At 69.8% G+C, this 20,470-nt stretch carries 18 protein-coding genes, 1 tRNA gene and 1 pseudogene; 13 read left to right on the top strand and 7 right to left on the bottom strand.

Annotated features, from left to right (window positions below; genetic code table 11):
• Nucleotides 1-47 precede the first annotated feature (47 nt).
• From MCBMB27_RS19765 to MCBMB27_RS19710, 13 genes are all read left to right on the top strand, one after another.
• Nucleotides 48-1,454 carry an LLM class flavin-dependent oxidoreductase gene (locus MCBMB27_RS19765; RefSeq protein ID WP_075381105.1) on the top strand — a complete coding sequence of 469 codons (1,407 nt, stop codon included), beginning with the start codon at nt 48-50 and terminating at the stop codon, nt 1,452-1,454.
• Between the two features lie 8 nt (nt 1,455-1,462).
• Entirely contained in the window at nt 1,463-2,233 is a 771-nt protein-coding gene (locus MCBMB27_RS19760) for an ABC transporter ATP-binding protein (protein WP_075381104.1), read from the top strand.
• A gap of 10 nt (nt 2,234-2,243) precedes the next feature.
• Nucleotides 2,244-3,125, top strand: a complete 882-nt coding sequence (locus MCBMB27_RS19755; protein ID WP_075381103.1) for a branched-chain amino acid ABC transporter permease — start codon at nt 2,244-2,246, stop codon at nt 3,123-3,125.
• Nucleotides 3,126-3,129: 4 nt separating this feature from the next.
• Nucleotides 3,130-4,218 (top strand): branched-chain amino acid ABC transporter permease, encoded by a 1,089-nt coding sequence (locus tag MCBMB27_RS19750; protein ID WP_043379245.1) that lies wholly within the window; start codon nt 3,130-3,132, stop codon nt 4,216-4,218.
• The gene (locus tag MCBMB27_RS19745) at nt 4,215-5,570 is read left to right on the top strand and encodes an ABC transporter substrate-binding protein (protein WP_075381102.1); all 1,356 of its coding nucleotides are present in this window, start codon (nt 4,215-4,217) and stop codon (nt 5,568-5,570) included. Before MCBMB27_RS19750 ends, MCBMB27_RS19745 begins: the two co-directional genes overlap by 4 nt.
• A complete protein-coding gene (locus tag MCBMB27_RS19740) occupies nt 5,567-6,337 on the top strand; it encodes an ABC transporter ATP-binding protein (protein ID WP_075381101.1) in 771 nt (256 codons plus the stop codon). The genes MCBMB27_RS19745 and MCBMB27_RS19740 overlap by 4 nt, the downstream gene beginning before the upstream one ends.
• A 43-nt stretch (nt 6,338-6,380) precedes the next feature.
• The gene (locus MCBMB27_RS19735; RefSeq protein ID WP_075381100.1) at nt 6,381-7,637 is read left to right on the top strand and encodes an acyl-CoA dehydrogenase family protein; all 1,257 of its coding nucleotides are present in this window, start codon (nt 6,381-6,383) and stop codon (nt 7,635-7,637) included.
• The gene (locus MCBMB27_RS29705; RefSeq protein ID WP_159020355.1) at nt 7,637-7,804 is read left to right on the top strand and encodes a hypothetical protein; all 168 of its coding nucleotides are present in this window, start codon (nt 7,637-7,639) and stop codon (nt 7,802-7,804) included. Before MCBMB27_RS19735 ends, MCBMB27_RS29705 begins: the two co-directional genes overlap by 1 nt.
• A 262-nt stretch (nt 7,805-8,066) precedes the next feature.
• Entirely contained in the window at nt 8,067-8,963 is an 897-nt protein-coding gene (locus tag MCBMB27_RS19730; protein WP_043379259.1) for a LysR family transcriptional regulator, read from the top strand.
• Nucleotides 8,964-9,126: 163 nt separating this feature from the next.
• Complete coding sequence (locus MCBMB27_RS19725; RefSeq protein WP_075381099.1) at nt 9,127-9,852, top strand: PIG-L deacetylase family protein; 726 nt, start codon at nt 9,127-9,129, stop codon at nt 9,850-9,852.
• Nucleotides 9,849-10,538: a 4-carboxy-4-hydroxy-2-oxoadipate aldolase/oxaloacetate decarboxylase gene (locus MCBMB27_RS19720; RefSeq protein ID WP_043379263.1), complete on the top strand. Its 690-nt coding sequence runs from the start codon at nt 9,849-9,851 to the stop codon at nt 10,536-10,538. Before MCBMB27_RS19725 ends, MCBMB27_RS19720 begins: the two co-directional genes overlap by 4 nt.
• Before the next feature lie 83 nt (nt 10,539-10,621).
• Entirely contained in the window at nt 10,622-11,950 is a 1,329-nt protein-coding gene (locus MCBMB27_RS19715) for an MFS transporter (protein WP_236952751.1), read from the top strand.
• Nucleotides 11,951-11,991: 41 nt separating this feature from the next.
• Nucleotides 11,992-13,449 (top strand): MmgE/PrpD family protein, encoded by a 1,458-nt coding sequence (locus MCBMB27_RS19710; protein WP_075381098.1) that lies wholly within the window; start codon nt 11,992-11,994, stop codon nt 13,447-13,449.
• Here the strand turns inward: MCBMB27_RS19710 and MCBMB27_RS31095 are convergent.
• From MCBMB27_RS31095 to MCBMB27_RS19675, 7 genes and pseudogenes are all read right to left on the bottom strand, one after another.
• Nucleotides 13,409-13,648 (bottom strand): integrase core domain-containing protein, encoded by a 240-nt coding sequence (locus MCBMB27_RS31095; protein WP_460021879.1) that lies wholly within the window; start codon nt 13,646-13,648, stop codon nt 13,409-13,411. The genes MCBMB27_RS19710 and MCBMB27_RS31095 overlap by 41 nt on opposite strands.
• 35 nt (nt 13,649-13,683) lie before the next feature.
• Nucleotides 13,684-13,978, bottom strand: a pseudogene (locus MCBMB27_RS31090) (transposase); the annotation flags it as partial.
• Between the two features lie 323 nt (nt 13,979-14,301).
• Nucleotides 14,302-14,378: transfer RNA gene (locus MCBMB27_RS19695), tRNA-Arg, on the bottom strand.
• Nucleotides 14,379-14,503: 125 nt separating this feature from the next.
• On the bottom strand, nt 14,504-15,244 hold the full coding sequence (locus MCBMB27_RS19690; protein WP_043379300.1) for a nucleotidyltransferase family protein: 741 nt from the start codon (nt 15,242-15,244) through the stop codon (nt 14,504-14,506).
• Nucleotides 15,245-15,263: 19 nt separating this feature from the next.
• Nucleotides 15,264-16,826 (bottom strand): tRNA (adenosine(37)-N6)-threonylcarbamoyltransferase complex ATPase subunit type 1 TsaE, encoded by a 1,563-nt coding sequence (gene tsaE / locus MCBMB27_RS19685; RefSeq protein WP_075381097.1) that lies wholly within the window; start codon nt 16,824-16,826, stop codon nt 15,264-15,266.
• Between the two features lie 177 nt (nt 16,827-17,003).
• Nucleotides 17,004-18,287, bottom strand: a complete 1,284-nt coding sequence (locus tag MCBMB27_RS19680; protein WP_075382040.1) for an EAL domain-containing protein — start codon at nt 18,285-18,287, stop codon at nt 17,004-17,006.
• An 85-nt stretch (nt 18,288-18,372) separates the two neighbouring features.
• Nucleotides 18,373-20,238 (bottom strand): sigma-54 interaction domain-containing protein, encoded by a 1,866-nt coding sequence (locus MCBMB27_RS19675; RefSeq protein WP_075382039.1) that lies wholly within the window; start codon nt 20,236-20,238, stop codon nt 18,373-18,375.
• Between the last annotated feature and the right edge of the window lie 232 nt (nt 20,239-20,470).

Genomic DNA, 20,470 nt, shown 5'->3' with positions numbered 1-20,470 from the left:
ACCGCCCGACCTTCCCGCCCTCACCACACCGACTGCGACGCGCTGCCATGCCCGGCCAGACCATTCGCTTCAACGCCTTCGCCATGAATTGCGTCGGCCATCAATCGCCCGGCCTCTGGGCCCACCCGCGAGACCGTTCGTGGCGATACAAGGACTTGGAATACTGGCAGGATCTCGCTCGGACTTTGGAGCGTGGCATCTTCGACGGTGTCTTCATCGCGGATGTCGTCGGATACTACGATGTCTACAAGGGCTCCAACTGGCACGCCCTCGAGCAGGCGGCCCAGATCCCCGTGAACGATCCGCTGCAGCTGGCCGCGCCGATCGCCCTCGCCACGGACCATCTCGGGATCGGCATCACTGCATCCACGTCCTTCGAGCACCCCTACACCTTTGCAAGGCGCCTCTCGACGGCGGATCACCACACCAAGGGCAGGATCGGATGGAACATCGTCACGTCCTACCTGGAGAGCGGAGCCAGGAATGTCGGCCAGAGCGGCCTGCAGCGCCATGACAACCGCTACGAGGTCGCGTCGGAATACGTCGAAGTTCTCTACAAGCTCTTCGAGGGGAGTTGGGAGGATGGGGCGGTCCTGCGGGACCGGGATAGGCGGATCTTCACGGACCCGTCGAAGGTCCATGAGATCGGCCACCGCGGGCGGCACTTCACGGTCCCCGGCTATCATCTCAGCGAGCCCTCACCGCAGCGCACACCCGTGCTCTACCAAGCCGGCGCGTCGGGCCCCGGCAAGGCCTTCGCGGCAACGCATGCCGAATGCGTCTTCGTGGCCGCGCCCCTCAAGGCGATGCTCAGGGCCTATGTCTCCGATGTCCGCGCCAAGGCCGTCGCCGCGGGGCGGTCGGCCGAGGACATCCTGATCTACAACCTCACGACCGTGATCGTCGCCGAGACCGACGAAGCCGCGCAGAGGACGTTCGAGGACTATCAAAACTACGCATCCTACGACGGCGCGCTCGTCTTCATGTCGGGCTGGAGCGGGATCGACTTCGGGCAATACGCACCGACCGATCTCGTGAAGAAGGTCGAGACCAACGCCATCGTCTCGATGGTCGAGACCTTCACGGCGGACGAGAAACCCTGGTCGATCGCCGAGTTGGCCCGGTGGGGCGGCATCGGCGGAATCGGGCCGGTCTTCGTCGGCTCGCCGACGACCGTCGCCGACATCCTGCAGGAATGGGTCGAGGAGACCGGGGTCGACGGCTTCAACCTCGCCTATGCGGTCACGCCCGAGACCTTCGAGGATACGGTCAACCTGCTGGTGCCGGAACTGCAGCGTCGCGGTGTCTATCCGAAGGCGTACAGGCCCGGGACCCTGCGCGAGAAACTGTTCGGACGCGGCGCCTACTTGCCCGAGTCCCATCCGGCTCACGGCTACCGGGACATCGAAGCCGTGAAGGCGCGCGAGGCCGCGGGCCTTGCGGCGGCCGAGTGAGGGCGGCGATGCCCGAACCTCTTCTCGACGTCTTGGACGTCTCACTCTCCTTCAGAGGCCTGAAGGCGCTCGACGCGTTGAGCTTCTCGGTGACGCGCGGCGAGATCTGCGCCCTGATCGGTCCGAACGGCGCGGGAAAGAGTTCGGTCCTCAACATCCTCAACGGCGTCTATCGCGCCGATGGCGGGGCGATCGTGTTCGACGGCGGCCGCCTGGGACAGATCCGTCCGGTCACGGCCGCGCGGCGGGGCATCGGGCGGACCTTCCAGCACGCGGCCCTGTTCGGCGGCCTGAGCGTGCGCGACAACGTTCTCGCCGGCCTGTCGCGCAAGAGCCGGACGACGCTCCTCGACGATGCCCTGGGCCTGCCGCGCGCGCGCGCGGAGAGGCGCGGATTTCTCGCTGCAGCCGACGAGATCCTCGGTTTCCTCGATCTCGCCGCCCACCGCGACCGCCTCGTCTCGACCCTTCCCTACGGCCTTCAGAAGCGCGTCGATCTCGGGCGGGCGCTGATCGCGAAACCCAAGCTCCTGCTTCTCGACGAGCCCATGGCCGGGATGAACGGCGAGGAGAAGCGGGCCATGGCGCGTTTCATCAGGTCCGCGCGCGACACCCTCGGGACGACGATCGTCCTGATCGAGCACGATATCGGCGTGGTCCTAGGTCTCTCCGACCACGTCGTCGTCCTCGATTACGGGCGCAAGGTCGGGGACGGCCCACCGTCCCAGGTCCGCAGCGATCCGGCCGTCATCGCCGCCTATCTCGGCAAGCCGCAGTGAGGACCGCGCGATGAGCTTCTTCCTGGAGACGCTCGTGGGCGGAGTGCTCGCGGGCGTGATGTATGCCCTCGTCGCGATCGGCTTCGTGCTGATCTACAAGGCGTCCGGCGTGTTCAACTTCGCGCAGGGCTCGATGGTGCTCTGCGCTGCGCTGACCTTCGTGACCCTGACGGAGAAGGGACTTCCGTTCTGGCTCGCCGGTCTCGTCGCCTTGGCGATCATGGTGACGCTCGCCGTGGCGGTCGAGCGGGTGGCGCTGCGCCCGCTGGTCAACCGCTCGCAGGTCACCCTGTTCATGGCGACGCTCGGCCTGTCCTACATCATCGAGGGCGGCTCGCAGTTTCTCATGGACGCGCGCGTCCACGAACTCGACCTCGGGATCGCCGACCTTCCGGTCGCGCTCGGACCGATCCAGGTCAGCTCGTTCGATCTGGTGGCCGCCGCCAGTGCCGGCGCGCTGGTCCTGGGTCTCGCCCTGTTCTTCGAACGCACCCGGGTCGGCAAATCCCTGCGCGCCGTCGCGGACGATCCACAGGCCGCGCTGTCCGTGGGAATCCGGCTTCCGGCACTCTGGGCGGCCGTCTGGGCCGTGGCCGGGTTCGTCGCGCTGGTGGCGGGACTGCTCTGGGGCGCACGGCAGGGCGTCCAGTTCTCTCTGACCTTCGTGGTGCTGAAGGCGCTGCCGGTGCTCATCATCGGCGGATTCACCTCGATCACCGGCGCCATCGTCGGCGGCCTCATCGTCGGGGCGGGCGACGCCCTGGCCGAGATCTATCTCGGGCCGCTCCTCGGCGGATCCGTCTCCACGTGGTTCGCCTACGGGCTTGCGGTCGCCTTCCTGCTGGTACGGCCGGCCGGATTGTTCGGCGAGCGGCCGATCGAAAGGGTCTGACGCGATGCCTCCCGCCGCCGCGGCCCTCGACGGCCGCGCCCTCGCCGCGACGTCCACGCCGGCCGGTTCACCGATCCGGGCAGCGGGCATTCTCGCCGCCCTTGCCATCGCCGCCGTGGCGGTGCCGGTCGTCGCGGACGACTACTGGTACAACGCGATCCTGATTCCGTTCCTGATCATGGCGCTGGCGGGCCTCGGCCTGAACCTGACCATGGGCTTCGCGGGCCAAGCGTCCCTCGGCACGGGCGCCTTCATGGCGGTCGGCGCGTACGCAACCTACAACCTCCTGCTCAGGGTGCCGGTGCTCCCGCTGCCCTTCAGCCTGCTCGGTGGAGGGCTGATCGCCGGCCTCGTCGGCCTCGTCGTCGGCCTGCCGAGCCTGCGGATCAGGGGGTTCTACCTCGTGGCGCCGACTTTGGCGGCGCAGTTCCTGATCGCGTGGACATTCAATCAGGTCGGCTGGTTCTCGAACTACGCCACGTCGAGCGCGATCTCGGCCCCCCATCTGGCCTTGCTCGGCCGCGATCTGTCGAGCCCGGCCGGGCGTTACGCCTTGACGCTCGCGAGCGTCGTCGTCGTCACGGCCGTGGCGTGGCGGCTGGTGCGGAGTCGGACCGGCCGCGACTGGCGCGCCGTACGCGACGGCGAGACGGCTGCCGCGATCATCGGCGTCCCGGTATCCCGAGCGAAGCTGTCGGCCTTCTTCGTCGGGGCTGCCGTGAGCGGCGTGGCCGGCGCACTCTGGGCCTTCGCCTATCTCGGCACGGTCGATGCCCGAAGCTTCGATCTCGATCGCTCGTTCCAGGCGATGTTCATCATCATCGTCGGCGGTCTGGGCAGCCTGTCGGGAAGCTTCCTCGGCGCAGCGTTCATCGTGCTCACGCCGATCCTGCTCTCGCACCTGTCCGGCACGATCCTGGGAACGGGCCTCGACGGCGGGCAGATCGCCAATCTCCAGCGCGTCGTCTTCGGCGCCCTCATCATCGGCTTCCTGATCAAGGAGCCGAACGGCCTCGCCGCGCTCCTCGGGAGCCTCGTAGACCGCCTGCGCCGTCTGGCCCACCGACCTGACCCTCTCGGAGAAGACAGATGACCCGCCTCGCACGGACCATGCGCATCGTTGCGCTGGCCGCCCTTCTCGGAACCGGCACGGTCACCACGGCCCCGGCCGGAGACGCGGCCCGGCAATACTTCCCGCTCCCAACATTCCGCGTGGGCGCCTACGCCTCGTCTGGCATTCCCGTCTGGGCCGGGACCATCGATTATCTTCGCTACATCAACGAGGTCGAAGGCGGCATCAACGGCGTCAAGCTGTTCTGGGACGAGTGCGAGACCGAATGGGCGGTCGAGAAGGGCGTGGAGTGCTACGAGCGGGTGAAAGGCGGCCGTGACGGCTCGCCCGTGCCCCTCTTCCTGCCCCACGGCGATCCGGTCTCGAAGGCGCTCACCGAGAAGTCGGTGGCCGACAAGATCCCCCTCGTGACCACCGGCTACGGCCGAACGGAGGCCATCGACGGCCGCGTGTTTCCCTACAGCTTCACGGTTCTGTTCAGCTTCTGGAGCGAGGCCTCCTCGGCAATCAACTATATCGCCGAGCAAGTGGGCGGGAAGGACAAGCTCAAGGGCCTGAAGATCGCCACCGTCTACCACGACAGCCCGTATGGGAAGGAGACGCAGATCCCCCTCGACCTTCTGGCCAAGACCTACGGCTTCGAGAATATCCAGATCGCGGTGCCGCATCCCGGCAACGACCAGTCCGCGCAATGGGCGCGGATCCGGCAGATCAAGCCGGATTGGGTGTTCCTGCGGGGATGGGGCGTGATGACGCCGGTGGCGATCAAGACCGCCGCCAAGACGGGTTTCCCCGTCGATCACATCATCGGCGGGATCTGGTCGGGCTCCGAGGAAGACGTGCGCCCGGCCGGCAGCGTCGGGAAGGGATATCGCGCCATCACACCGTTCCCGGCGGGGCAGGACTTCGAGATCCTCAAGAAGATCAAGGCCGCCATCGTCGACAAGGGCCTGAGCGACCTGAAGGACCCGAAGAGCTTCGGATCGGTCTACTACAATTCCGGCGTGATCGAAGCGATCATCGCCGTCGAGGCCATCCGGACGGCGCAGGGGCGCTTTGGCCGCAAGCCGATCGACGGCGCACAAGGGCAATGGGGCCTGGAGCACCTCGTCCTCGACGAGCCCCGCCTGAAGGCGCTGGGCGCGGAAGGGCTGGTGCAGCCCCTCCGTCTCTCGGTGAAGGACCATGAGGGAGGCGGCGCCGGCAAGGTGCTGCAGTGGGACGGCACGCAATGGGCGGCGGTCAGCCACGGCTGGGTGAAGTCCGACCGGGACCTGCTCCTTCCGCGCATCTACGAGCGCGCCGCGGCCTATGCCCGGGAGAAGGGCATCACGCCCCGCAGCGAGGAAACCGCCGAGGCGATTGCGAAATGACGGCGCCGGCTGCGTTTCTCGAGGTGGACGGCATCGAGGCCGTCTACGGGAACGCCATCCTGGCGCTGAGGGACGTCTCCCTTTCCCTCGGTGCGGGAGAGATCGTGGCGTTGCTCGGCGCGAACGGCGCCGGGAAGACCACGACGCTCAGGGCGATCTCGAACCTGCTCGATGCGCAGCGCGGCTCACTTCGCCGCGGCCACGTCCGCTGGCAGGGGGAAGCGACCGCGCGGCTCGATCCGGCCAGCCTCGTCCGAAGGGGCTTGGTGCAGGTGCTCGAAGGCCGGCACGTCTTCGGCCAGCTCACGGTCGAGACGAACCTGGAGATCGGCGGCTATCTCCGCCGACCGAGCCGAGCGCAACTCGCCCGCGATCTGGAGCGGATCTACGCGTGGTTCCCACGGCTCAGGGAGCGCCGGCATACGCGGGCGGGACTGACCTCGGGAGGCGAGCAGCAGATGGTGGCCATCGGCCGCGCCCTGATGACGCGTCCGAAGCTGCTCCTGCTGGACGAGCCCTCCATGGGCCTCGCCCCCCGCGTCGTCGCCGAGATCTTCGAGAGCCTCGCTCGCCTGAACCGCGAAGAGGGGCTGAGCCTCCTCATCGCCGAGCAGAGCGCTCACCTCGTCCTGGAGCACGCCCACCGCGCGGTCGTGCTCGAGAACGGGCGCGTCGTCGCGACCGGGAATGGCCGCGACCTCTCGGCCAGCGGCCGGCTCGACGCTCTCTACCTCGGTGAGCCGGGCGCCACGCCGACACGCCACTGACCCGCGCCCGGCTTCCATCGCATCCGGAGGACACGAGACCGCCATGACTGCTTCGGAACGACAGGGATCTGCCCATTGGGGGGTCGCGCCGAGCCCGCGCTACGAGGCCCTCGCGGGGCGATTTCGGCCGCTCTTTGCCCAAATCCGCGAGGGCGCCATCGAACGGGAACGGAACCGAGACCTTCCCTATCCGGCCTTCGCCGCGTTGCGGGACGCGAAATTCGGTGCCCTTCGGGTCCCCGAGGCCGAGGGGGGGTTCGGGGCGAGCCTGCCGGACCTGTTCGCGCTCCTCGCCGAGTTGGCCGAGGCCGATTCCAACCTGCCTCAGGCGTTGCGAAATCATTTCGGCTTCGCGGAGGACACCGTCGGCAGCCCGAAAGACGAGCGCCGCGCGCGGTGGATCCAGCGTCTGACGGCGGGCGACCTGTTCGGGGGAGCGTGGTCCGAGACCGGCCCGGCCAAAGTCGGCGTGTTCGAAACCCGCATCCATCGCAGCGGTGCGGGGTGGGGCGTGACGGGTCGGAAATTCTACACGACCGGCTCTCTCTTCGCGGACTGGATCGACGTGGTCGGCACTGGTCCTGATGGCGAAGAGACCTCCGCCATCGTCGCGGCGAAAGGACCGGGCCTCGAGATCGTCGACGATTGGGACGGCTTCGGCCAGCGGCTCACGGCCAGCGGTTCGACCGTCTTCGACGATGCCGACGTTCTAGGGGATCCGCTTCCGACCGCCTCGCGGTTCTCCTACGGGCCGGCCTTCTTTCAGGCCGTCCATCTCGCCACCCTCACCGGCATCGCCCGGGCCGCGGCCACGGAGGTGACGAGCGCCGTCCGCGACCGCAACCGGACCTATTCCCATGCGGCGGGGGCCCGGCCGAGTTCCGATCCGCAGGTGCTCCAGGTGGTCGGGCGGGTCCACGGCCTCGCCTATGCCGCCGGCGCCATCACCCTGCGGGCTGCGGAGGCCGTCCAGCGCGCCTACGACGCCCGCATCGGTGCTGTGCGGGAGGAGGAAGCCCATGCGATCAACGTGAGGGCGGAGATCGAGTTGGCGCAGGCCCAGAGCGTTCTCACCGGACTCGTCCTGGACGCAGGAACGATCCTGTTCGACGCCCTGGGCGCGTCGGCCACCCGGTCCGGTCTCGCGCTGGACCGACACTGGCGCAACGCCCGGACGATCGCGTCCCACAATCCGCGGATCTACAAGGACCGCATCGTCGGGGATTTCGCCGTGAACGGCACCGAGCCCCCGTTCCAGTGGAAGATCGGTCAATCGCCCGCTCTGTCCGGCGGCACGTAGTGGGCGAGTACGATGCCCGCGGGCACGGCCAGGTCGGACAGGCGGCGCAGGCCGCGGTCGCCCGGCCGCCCCTGCAGTCCTGCAGCGATGTCAGCCCCGACGAGGCGGCGCACGGCCGACCGGAGCGGAAGCGCTCCAGCGCCAATGCCTGCGTCGCAAAGCTCTGATGCGAAGCAAAGGTCTGACGCGGAAATCAGACCGGCTTGAACGCCGGCACAGCTGTCATCCGCAGGGCCTTACCCACCGATCGCCGGTGCAGCGAATGGGCCAGTGTCTCCGCCGATGCGCAAACGCGGCATCGTACCCGTGCGATGGGCTTGGCCGCATGATCCGGTCCCGAGCGTGCGGACAGGGGCAGCTTCTCGCCGAGCCGCAAGCATGTCACTCCGCACGATGGACAGCGCGGTCGCGCGTGGGACGTAGGGCACGATGGAGCGCGTGGACTTCCTGGGGCTCCAGGCCTTTCTCAGCATCGCCAACTGGGGAAGCTTCAACCGAGCGGCGGCCAGTCTCAACCTGTCCCAGGCCGCCTTGAGCCATCGCCTCAAGAAGCTGGAGGACGAACTCGGGGTGAAGCTCGTCGCCCGCACGACGCGCCAGGTCACCTTGACCCCCGCCGGTGTCGACCTGCTGCCGAGCGCTCAGCGCATCGTCGAGGAGTTGTCCCAGATCTTCGGAAAGCTGCGCGCGCAGGGGCGCGAGAGCCAGGACCTCGTCCGCATCGGGTGCCTGCCAACCATCGCGAGTTCTCACCTGCCCCTCATCCTGCAGCGCTTCGGCCAGCGCGACCCAGGGGTGCTCGTACGCATTCTGGACCATTCGGCGACTGCCATCGTGGAGCGCGTGCGGGCGGGCGAGGCGGAGTTCGGCGTTACCATCATGTCCGCCCAGCACTACGACCTCGACATCGCTCCGATCCATCAGGAGCCCTTCGTGCTCGTCTGTCGTGCCGGTCATCGGTTCGCGGGGGAAAAAGCGGTTACATGGAGCGATCTGCGCGACGAGCGCTTGGTCAAGATCGGCGAGCAGACCGGCAACAACCTGCTCATCGCGGCCGGGCTCGGCGGGCGCTATGCCGAGATGGGCTGGACATACGAGGTTCACCGCGTCGCCACGGCGATCGGCCTCGTGCTCGGCGGCCTCGGCATCACCGTGGTCCCGCGCCTTGCCTTCCAGACGGCACCCGGCAGCGACCTCGTCGCCGTGCCGCTGCGAGGGCCCAGCATCTCGCGCACGATCGGCATCGTCACTCGCCGCGGCCACACGCTGTCGTCGCCGGCCGAACGTCTGGCGCGGATCTTCCGCGAGTATTTTCAGACGGTCTGAGCGGGGACGGCGGGCCGTGGGATCGCACCCATCTATCGATTTTATGCAATAAAAACTGCAATCATTTCATTTGTCTCATACATGGGCGTTTACTAGTCATCGATCCTGAAGACAGCGCGCAGGTCCTGCCTCGCCGCTGGAATGAGGGAGGACACCGACGGCCATGACTTCAGTTCCCAAGTCAGGTCTCGTGGTGACCGCCCACCCCGGCGATTTCGTCTGGCGGGCAGGCGGGGCCATCGCGCTCCACGCAGCGAAGGGCTACCGCCTCAAGATCGTTTGCCTCTCTTACGGTGAGCGCGGCGAGAGCCAGTGGGCCTGGAAGTCGGCCGGCGTGCGCCTGGAGGATGTGAAGGCGCAGCGGCGTGCCGAGGCGGAGGAGGCCGCCGCGATCCTCGGCGCCGAAATCGAGTTCTTCGACGTCGGCGATTATCCCCTGCGCGTGGGCGAGGCCGAGCTCGACCGCTTGGTTGATGTCTACCGCGAGTTGAATCCGGCCTTCGTGCTGACGCACGCGCTGGAGGATCCCTACAACTTCGACCATCCGGTCGCCGCCCATCTCGCCCAGGAAGCGCGGGTCATCGCACAGGCCGCCGGCCATAAGCCGGACCACGAGCGCCGCTACAGCGCGCCGCCGGTCTTCCTGTTCGAGCCGCACCAGCCCGAGCAGTGCAACTTCAAGCCCCAGGTGATCCTCAACATCGATTCCGTCTGGGCGACGAAGCAGCGGGCCTTCCGGGTGCTCGCCGCCCAGCGCCACCTCTGGGATTATTACGAGCGCGTCGCCCTCAACCGCGGCGTCCAGGGCGGCCGGAACTCCGGCACGGCGATGACGTACGGCGAGGCCTACCAGCGGCTCTTCCCGATGGCGGCGGAGGTGCTGTCATGAGGAACGTCGTCGTCCGCAACATTCCGCGCCTCGCGCCCGAGGTTGCGCAGCGGCTCGCCGGGCATGGCGTCTCCACCGTGCACGAGGCCCAGGGACGCACGGGCCTGCTGAAGCCGTACATGCGTCCGATCTGGGAAGGTGCTGCCATCGCCGGCAGGGCCGTCACGGTGCTCGCCCAGCCCGGCGACAACTGGATGCTGCACGTCGCCATCGAGCAGTGCCGGCCGGGGGATGTCCTCGTCGTCGCCTGCACCACCGACAACACCGACGGCATGTTCGGCGATCTCCTCGCCACCTCGCTGAAGGCCCGCGGCGGGATCGGCCTCGTCATCGACGCGGGCTGCCGCGACGTGCGGACCCTCAAGCAGATGGGCTTCCCGGTCTGGTCGCGCGCGATCTCGGCCAGGGGCACCGTGAAGGCGACCCTCGGCAGCGTGAACGTCCCGGTGGTCTGCGCCGGCGCCCTGGTCCGGCCGGGCGATGCGATCGTGGCGGACGACGACGGCGTCGTGGTCGTGCCTTGCGCCGACGCGGCCGCGGTGGCGGAGAAGGCCGACGCCCGGACCGCCAACGAGGAGGCGAAGCGCGCCCGCCTCGCCGCGGGCGAACTCGGCCTCGACCTCTACCGGATGCGCGAGACCCTCGCGGCCGCCGGCCTGGAATACGTCGACGATCCGCAGGACTGACGCCCCCCGTACCCGGGCGCCCGGCAGACCGCCCGAAAGAGGCGGCGCAGGGCACGATCCGTCGTGCCAGGAGGAAACGCACCATGATGAAGCTCGGCTGGTACCACGACCTCGACGATACGGAGCGGCGAACCTACTGGGCCTGCTTCGCGGGCTTCGGCCTCGATGCCATGGACACGACGATCTACGCGCTCGTCATTCCGGCCCTCATCGCAACGCTCGGCCTCACGCAGGCCGAGGCCGGCTACCTCGCCACTGCCTCCCTCGCGGGCGCCGCGGTCGGCGGCTGGGCCGCCGGCATCCTGGCCGACCGAATCGGCCGGGTCCGGATTCTCCAGCTCACCATCCTGATGGTGGCCGGCTTCACCTGCCTCGCCGCGTTCATGAGCGATTTCTGGTCGCTCGCCGCCGTCCGGTTCCTGCAGGGCGTCGGCTATGGCGGCGAGGCGGCCGTTGGCGGGGTGCTGATCAGTGAGGTCATCAGGCCGGGCCTTCGGGGCCGGGTCGCGGCCTCTGTCCAGAGCAGCTACGCGGTCGGCTACGCGATCTCGGTCAGCCTTCTGCCGGTCATCGCCGCGCTCTTCTCGGAGGAGATGGGCTGGAGGGTGTTCTTCGCCCTCGGCATCGTGCCGGCCGGCCTCGTCTTCTTCATCCGCCGGCTCGTGCCGGAATCCGGCATCTACACGCAGGCAAAGGCCGCGCAATCCGACGGCGCGGTGTCGCCGCCGGTCTGGACGATCTTCACGGGCCGGCATCTGCGCCGCACCTTCGCGGCAGCGGTGATGTCCACCGGCATCTTCGGGGGCGCCTACGTGATGATCACGTGGCTGCCGACCTATCTGCGGACGGCCCTCGGCCTCTCGATCAAGTCGAGCACCGGCTATCTCGCGATGAACATCCTGGGCTCCCTCGTCGGCCCGCTGCTCTACGGCTGGCTGTCGGACCGGATCGGCCGCCGTCCCGCCTTCATGACGTTCCTCGTCCTGCAATCGGGCAACGTCGCGATCCTCCTGCTCGCGCCGATCGGCCTCGGCACCACGATCGTGCTGAGCTTCTTCCTGGGCGCGTTCCAGGGCGCCCTGGCCGCCGGCATGCTGCCGACCTTCGCGGAGCTGTTCCCCACGTCGATCCGGGCGAGCGGCCAGGGCTTTTGCCTCGGTGGCGGACGCGGGTTCGGCTCGGTGGTGCCCGCCACGGTCGGCATCCTGGCGGCCAGCCTGCCGCTCGGCACCGCGATGGGCGCCTGCGCCCTGTGCGCCTACGGCGTCGCCTTCTGCGCGACCCTTCTTCTCCCGGAGACCGCCGGCGCGGATCTGCACGGTGACCCGGGCGCCCGGGACCCGCGCCCCGTTGCGCCCGGCCGGGCAGACGGTCACGCCGTGACGCACCATCTCGCTCGAACCGACGCATGAGGGCCACGCTGCCCACGGCAGGGCTCAGGGAGCAGCACGGCATGGCCCAGGACACCGCGGCACGCGGAACGAGCCGGAGAAGGATTCTGCAGGCGGCGGGCGGCCTCCTCGCCACCGCCGCCGTGCCGGCCCGGGCGGCCCCGGCCGGGGCGGAGATCACCGGACGGCTCGCCCGCTACATGGTCGAGGCACGCGACAGGCCGCTTCCGCCGGATGTCGTGCTGGCCTGCAAGCACCGCATCCTCGACACGTTCGGCGCCATGATCTCCGGCGCTCACATGCGGCCAGGCGAGATGGCGACGGCCTATGTCCGCAGCCTCGGCAGCTTCGATCAGGCCACCGTCGTGGCCTCGGATCTGCGCACCACCGCGATCAACGCGGCCCTCGCCAACGCCATGTGCGCCCATGCCGACGAGACGGACGATTTCGAGCCTGTCACCAAAGCGCATCCCGGCTCGGCCACCGTGCCGGCGGCTCTCGCGATGGCTGAGAAGGAGGGCCGCTCGGGTCAGGACATGATCCGCGCCGTCGTTCTCGGCTACGATCTGTGCTGCCGTCTCCTCCTGGCGCTCGGGCCGGATCTCGTCCGGGGCTCCCACCGGAGCGCCGAGGGAACGAGTTCCACCTTCGGGGCCCTGGGCGCAGCGGCCGCGCTCGCCCGCCTCGACGAGCGGCGCACGCGCTTCGCGCTCTCCTATGCGGCCCAGCAGGTCTCTGGGCTCTGGAGCTGGGTCAAGGACGAGGACCATATCGAGAAGGCCTTCGACTTCGCCGGGATGGGCGCCCGCAACGGCGTCACCGCGGTCACGATGGTCCAGGCCGGCCTGACTGGCGTCGCCGACGTCCTCGACGGCACGCACAATCTGTTCATCGCGCTCTCGACCGACCCCAAGCCCGAAGCGATGCTGGATGGGCTCGGAAGCCGGTATTTCATCACGGAAACCGCGATCAAGACCTTCTCGGTCGGGTATCCGATCCAGTCGCCCCTCGATGCAATCTTGACCTTGCGCGAGCGCCACGGCCTGCGCGCCGCAGATGTGCAGCGGATCGTCGTGCACCTGCCGACCGACGCGGTTGGCATCGTCGGGCACAGCGCCATGCCGGATGTGAACTGCCAGCATCTCGTCGCCCTGGCGCTTGTGAGAGGAGCCGTCTCCTTCACGGACAGCCATGATGCGAGCCTGATGCAGAATCCTTCGATTCGGTCCGCACGCGAGAAGGTTGAGGTGGTGGGCGATCCCGGCCTGATGACGCGGGAGGCCCCGCGCAGCGCGCGGGTCGAGGTGACCCTCACCGACGGGAGGAGGCTGGAACATTTCACGAAGTTTCCGCCCGGGACCAAGGAGAACCCCCTGAATACGGAGCGGGTGAACGCGAAGGTGCGCGACCTCATCACGCCGGTGCTCGGTGTGCCGCGCGCCGACGCGCTGATCGCGCGTCTCAACGACCTTGAAAACCTCACCGACGTTCGAGGGCTGCGGAGTTTGATCGCTTCCTGATGGGGGACCTTGCCCCCTGTTTGCCCTCGTTCGTAACCGGAGCCCGTTCCGGTTCTGGTCGTGCTCGGACCGGGTTGCAGATGCGTTCGGGGTTGAGCCCGCCGAAGCTCGTGTGAGGGCGGCAGGTGTTGCAGTCTGCCCGCCACACCTCGGCCATGCTCCGAGCCGCCGGCAGGCTCCGGAACAGCTGCTCGCTCAACCACTCGTCGCGCAAGCGGCCGTTGAGGGCCTCGACGAAGCCGCTCTGCTGCGTGCACTGGACGTCAGAAGGTTTTCTCCAGAGCCTCGCGCAGCGTGGCCACGTCGAGCCTCGCCTCGACCAAGAGCGTCTTGCGCTTACGGCTCTCCTCGTCGAGCGCCTTCAGCCGGCGCGCATCCGAGACCTCCGTGCCGCCCCAGCGCGAGCACCACGTGTAGAACGTCGCGTCGCCGATGCCGCGACGGCGGCAGATCTCAACAACCGGCAATCCGGCCTGCTGCTCCTTCAGGATCCGATGCTCTGCGCTTCGCTGAACCGGCTGGTCTTCATCGTCCGTCCCCTGATCGACGGACTCTCGCTTCAGAACGAGGGCAAGCCAGCGGCCAAAGGAGGAGTCGCATTGCGCGATCTCCCTGGCATCCACGCCCGCCCGCTACGGTCGGAGGTGTGGCGAGGCGAGCGTGGAAGGTCAGTGGGGGCTTAGGCCACCGACAAGCTCGGCAGTAGCAAGCGAGCTTTGCCGGATCATGTCCCGACGTCACGAACGCTGATCGCGCATCCGGTGCAGGCGTCCGCCGTTACCGCGTGGTTCCACTGTTACCCACAGCGTTACCCCGGTGCGTTCGGGAATGTCTTGAAATCTAGCTAGGTGATGGCGCGCCCGAAAGGATTCGAACCTCTGACCCCCAGATTCGTAGTCTGGTGCTCTATCCAGCTGAGCTACGGGCGCCTGACACGGCGGCGGGGTCTTGGCCCGCCGGTGTGAAGGGGCTTCTAGAGGCTCGGATCCGGCTTGGCAAGACACTTTGGACAACGACTTGCTCGGCCCATGCGTCGCGCTTCGCTCCCCCGGACCTACGGAGTCCGCGCGCTCGCCCGCACGCGCTCCTCGGCGGCCCGGATCGCCTCGGGCGTTCCGACATGCAGCCACTGGCCGTCGAGCCGCATCCCGAAAAGCCGCCCCGCCGCGATCGCCCGGTCGAACAGCAGGTTGAGGGAGAAGGCGCCCGTCGGCGTGTCCGCGAACAGGCTCGGCGTGAGGATCGCCACGCCCGCGTAGATGAAGGGCGCCACCTCACGCTCGCCGCGCCGCTCCAGGCGCCCGTCCGGGTCCATCACGAAGTCACCGGCCCCTTCGTAGCCGAGGCTGGTGGCGGTGGGGGCCACCAGCAACAGGCCATCCATGCGGTCCCCATCCCAGCTCTCGATCAACCGGCGCAGGTTGGAGGCCGGCCCCTCGAGCCAGAACGAATCCGAGTTCAGCACCACGAACGGCCCCGCGCCCAGCAGCGGCAAGGCCTTGCGGATGCCACCGCCCGTCTCCAGCAACGCTCCACGCTCGTCGGACACGAGCGTGGCCGGCCCCTCGGTCCGGCCCGCAAGATGCCCCTCGATCAGGTCGGCGAGATAGTGGACGTTGACGACCGCGGTCCCGATTCCGGCCTCGGCGACCCGGTCCAGGGCGTGATCGAGCAGAGCCTTGCCGGCGACCTCCACCAGGGGCTTCGGCACCGTGGCGGTCACCGGCCGCATGCGCTTGCCCAGGCCCGCGGCCAGGACGAAGGCGCGGCTGACGGCGGGGGCGGGCTCGCTCATGCGGTCGGGAATCCGATGGTCAGGGTTCGGGAGCCGGAGCGACGAGGCCCGGCAAATGATCCGCGTGCCACGCCCGCAGTCCGGCGAGCGCCGGATGGGCGAGGTTGCGGGCGAGATAACCCTCGATCCGCGGCAGATGGGCGAGATAACCGGGCTTGCCGTCGCGCCGGTCCAGGCGCGCGAAGATGCCGAGGATCTTCGTGGCCCGCTGGGCCGCAAGCAGCGCGTAGGCGGTGGCGAAGGCCCCGACATCGAAGGCCGGGTCCCGGCCGCGGCGCTCGCGGGCGTAGAGGCCGAGCAGCCGCAGCTCGAACTCGGCGCTGGAATCGACCCGGGCATCCTGCAGCAGCGACGCGACGTCGTAGGCCGGGTGGCCCATCACGGCGTCCTGGAAGTCGATCAGCCCGACCCGCTCCAGCCCGTCGCGCTCGGGCAGCCAGATCAGGTTCGGGGAGTGGTAGTCGCGCAGGGTCCAGGTCGGCCGGTCCGGGATCGCGCCCTGAAGCGCCTCCCGCCACAGGTCGACGAACGCCGCCCGCGCCTCCGCCGTCAGGCTGACGTTCCGGATCGCCGGCGCGTACCATTCGGGCATCAGTTCCGCCTCGAACAGCAGCGCCTCCATGTCATAGGGCGGCAGCACGTGCTCGATCCCGTCCTCCACCGGCAGGGCCGAGGGGAGCGGGTTGGCGTGGAGCTTGGCGAGCACGCGCACGGCCTCGGCGTAGCGCTCGGGCCGCGGGGCGCCCCCCTCGATCACCGGCTCGCTGCCGAGATCCTCGAGGATCAGCAGGCCCTCGGCGAGGTCCTCGCCGTAGATTTTGGGCGCCGAGAGGCCGAGCGCCCGCAGGCCGCGGTCCAGGGCCACGAAGGCGTGGACGCTCTCGGCGAGGTGCACGATCGCGCTGTAGGGCTTGCCGTCCCGCACCGGGGGCCCGTCCGGCCGAGGCGGCGCGATCATCAGCACGGCGCTGGTGCCGTCGGGCTTGGTCAGGCGCTCGTAGGCGCGGGAGGAGGCGTCTCCCTGCATCAGCGTCCGCTCGGCGATGTCCCACCCGCTGCGGTCGAGGAGGCGGCGCACCGCCCGGGCCCGATCGAGGCGGGCGCGCATGCCGCCGGTGCCGTCGATCCGGGCGAGCCGCGCCTCGGGGCCGAACTCCGCCCGCAGGGACAGGTCGACGGTCAGCACCGGACCGTCGCGGGGCGGCATCCGGTCCGGCCACTCGACCAGGGTGATCGCGCCCTCGGCCATCTCGTCGAAGCCGAGTTCTACCAATTCGTCCGGGTCACGCAGCCGGTAGAGGTCGGCATGGATGATCGGCCGACCATCCCGGGCCGCATAGGGCTGGATCAGCGTGAAGGTCGGGCTCGGAACCTCCAGCTGCGCGTCGCCGGCGAGTTCGCGGATCACCGCGCGGGCGAGCGTGGTCTTGCCGCCGCCGAGGCCACCCGACAGGGCGACGACGTCGCCGGGGAGCAGAAACTCGGAGAGGAACAGGCCGAGATCCTCCGTGGCCGTCTCGTCCGGCAGCACGAATTCCCAGGGCACCGGCCGCGCGGATGCGCCTGCCGCCCCATCGGCCATCTGCCCGTCCCGCTCGTCTCCGCCCAAAGCCCGCCTCCGAGACCCGAAGACGCATGGTCCGAAAACACGCACCGGATGCAAGCGTTTCCGCCCGGAGCCGCGCGCTTCCCGCCGGCCCGGTGCATCGAAACCACGCTCGCGGAGGCGGCAAACGTCGCCGCCGAGGCCCGGACTCCCTCAGATCTGGGCGCCGTGGGACCCCTGCCGCCCGGAATCGGCCAATTCGGCCGGCCCGCACCGCCAGCGCAGGGCATCCCAGGCAGCCGCCGCCGCAAGGGCATCGGCCTGCGGCATCGGGCGGCCGAAATGGTAGCCCTGGCCCAGGGCGCAGCCCATCGCCGCCAGGGCCTCCGCCTCGGCGCGGCCCTCGATGCCCTCCGCGACCGCCGCGACCCCGATCTCCTCGGCGAGCCGCAGGATGGTCTGGACGATCCGGCGATCGCGCGGCTCCGCCAGCATCGCCCGGACGAAGGCCCGGTCGACCTTCAGCGTGGTGATCGGCAGGGCGCTGAGATGACTGAGCGAGGAATAGCCCGTGCCGAAATCGTCCACCGCGATGCCGAGGCCGGCCGCGCGGCAGCGCGCGAGGGCGGCGGCGGCGCCGGCCGGATCCTGCATCAGCGTGCTCTCGGTGATCTCGAGCTTGAGGGCCCCGGGGGCGATACCGGTCCGGCGCAGCATCGCGTCGATCAGGCCCGGAATGTCCGACCGGGCGAGGTCCTGGGCGGTGACGTTGAAGCTGACGAACAGGGAGGCTTCGACGGAGGCGGGGGCCTGCAGACCGGCCTGCAGGATCGGGGGCACGATCCGGCCGATCTCGCCGATCACCCAGGCAGTGATGGCGACGATCAGGCCGCTCGCCTCGGCGGCCGGGATGAAGGCCGCGGGCGGCACGAGCCCGCGCTCGGGATCGTGCCAGCGGATCAGGGCCTCGAAGCCGGCGAGCCGCCCGGTGGCGAGCCGCACGATCGGCTGCAGGAACAGCGCGAACTCGTCCTGGGCCAGGGCCCGCCGCAAGGCGCGCTCCTGCGCGAGGGCGGCGACCGTCGCGTCGAAATCGGCTCGGGCGGCCAGCGACAGCGCCGCCGGCCGGCTCCCCGCCACCGCCGGTCCGAGGCGCGGCAGGGTCTCCCGGAACCGGGCGATGAGCCCCTCGAGGCAGAGGCGCAGGATCGGATCGGCGCCGGCGAGCCGCTGGCGGATCTGCGCCGCCCCCACGGGCACGAGCACGCAGTCCTCCTCGGCGCGGACGCCGGCGGAGCGCGGGAGGGCGTCGAGGATGGCCATCTCGCCGAAGAGCTCGCCGGCGCCCCGCCGGCCGAGCACCGTCTCGCCACCGTCGCGCCGCCGGAAGATCGCGATGCGCCCGCTCAGGATCAGGTAGGCACAGTGCCCGATCGCCCCCTCCTCGAACAGGACGGCGCCGGCCGGGAGGGTGACGGGCTCGGAGAGATCCTGCATCGGCCGGGGCGCTGCGACGTCGACGGGGAAGGCCGGAGCGACCCCTGGCACAGCGATCTTAAGATCGGATCAAGGACCTGCCGGATCAGCCGCGCGGGATCCCGTGGGCCTTGATCCGCGAGGCGAGCGTCGTCGGGCGCAGGCCGAGCAGCTCGGCCGCGCCGCCCGGCCCGGAGACCCGGCCGCCCGCCAGGGACAGGGCGGCGACGATCTCGGCGCGATCCCGGGCCCGGCGCTCGGCCTCCGTGGCCGGCCGCCCGCCGGGCGCCGCGGCCGGTGCGGCCGGGTCCGTGGGCCCGGTCGCCTCGCCGTCGGGCAGATCGAGGCGGAGCCGGCCCCCGGCGGAGAGGATCACCGCCCGCTCGATCACGTTCTCCAGCTCGCGGACGTTGCCGGGCCAGGGATAGCGGCAGAGGCGGCGGACATCGCCCTCCGAGAGCCGCGGCTCCGGGACGGTGAGGCGGCGCGCGGCGACCCGGAGCAGGTGCAGGGCGATCGGCGGGATGTCCTCGGGCCGCTCGCGCAGGGGCCGCGCCTGGATCGGGAAGACGTTGAGGCGGAAGTAGAGATCCTCCCGGAAGCGGCCCGCCCGGACCTCGGCGCGCAGGTCCCGATTGGTGGCCGCGACCACGCGCACGTCCACCGCGCGGGTGCGGGCCTCGCCGACCCGCTCGAAGGAGCGCTCCTGCAGGACGCGCAGCAGCTTGCCCTGGAGGTCGAGGGGGATCTCGCCGACCTCGTCGAGGAACAGCGTGCCGCCATCGGCGAGTTCGAACCGCCCGATCCGGTCGCGCAGCGCCCCGGTGAAGCTACCCCTGACATGGCCGAAGAACTCGCTCTCGAAGAGCTCGCGGGGGATCGCCGCGCAGTTCACCCGGATCATCGGGCGGGCGCTGCGGCGGCTCGCCTCGTGGATCGCCCGGGCGATGAGTTCCTTGCCGGTGCCGGATTCGCCGGTGATCAGCACCGTGGCGTCGGTTCCGGCCACGAGGTCGACTTGGCGCAGCGTGGCCGCGATGGCGGGGGAGCGGCCGATGATGCCCTGGTGCTGGCGCTCGGCCCGGATTTCCTCCTTGAGGTAGGCGTTCTCCAGCTCGAGGCGCTCCCGAAGGGAGTCGACCTCGGCGAGCGCGCTCGTCAGCCGGGCCTCGGCCTCCCGGCGCTGGCTGATGTCGCGGAACACGATGACGGCGCCGAGCAGGCGCCCCCGGTCGCGGATCGGCGTCGAGGTGTACTCGACCGGGAAGGACGTCCCGTCGGCGCGCCAGAAGACCTCGTGATCGACCTGATGCACGATCCCGTCGCGGAACGCCGCGTAGATCGGGCAGTCGCGATGGGGGTAGTGGCTGCCGTCGGCGCGGGTGTGGTGCACGGCGGCATGCATGTCCCGGCCGACGAGGTCGGCGGCCTCGCAGCCGAGCATGCGCGCGGCGGCCGGATTGACGAAGGTGGTCACGCCCTCCGCGTTGACGCCGTAGATCCCCTCCCCGGCCGCGCGCAGGATCAGCTGGTTGCCCCGCTCGATGTCGCGGAAGATCCGCTCCATCCGCTGCCACTCGGAGAGGCCCGCGCGCATATGGGCCTCGGCCTCGCCGTCGACCTGACGGCGGTGGAGGGCGTCCGGATCCGCGAGCGCCACGACGAGGCGCATCTGTTCGCCCGGAAGCGGGAAGGCCACGGTCTCGACCCGCAGGTCGCGGCCCTCCGCGTCGCGGGGCGCCAGGGTCCGCGTCCACCAATGCCCTTTTGCCAGGACGGCCTGGGTGAACGCCGTGAGGGCCGCGAGCTGGCCCGGAAACAGCGCGCTGGCCCGGGCCCGCCGCAGCGCCGGACGCCCGTGACCGAGGAGACGCGCCGCCGCCGCGTTGGCGTCGGCGATCCGGTCCTCCTCGGGCAGGAGCACCAGCATGGGATCCGGGCTCGCCTCGAAGACTGCTCCGAACGCGCCCATCTCGCCGGTGTCACGATATGTCGTCATGGTCTGACGATATCTCGTTTCCAACGAGATGTCGTGATTCTCACCTAGACCGGCCAACCTCCTGCCGGCGCTGGCGATTCCGGAATTTCCGCGGCTGGCATACCGCTTGCGCCGTGGAGGGGGTCCGCCCGTCGGCCGGCGCCGCTCCCGATAGCACGCCAGGCCGATGATCGGCGGATGTCCGCGTCCGGTCGCGACCGTATCC

It is taken from the genome of Methylobacterium phyllosphaerae (genome assembly GCF_001936175.1).
Classification (GTDB): Bacteria; Pseudomonadota; Alphaproteobacteria; order Rhizobiales; family Beijerinckiaceae; genus Methylobacterium; species Methylobacterium fujisawaense.
Note: the sequence above shows the minus strand (reverse complement) of the source record. Positions and strands in the feature narration are given on the sequence as shown.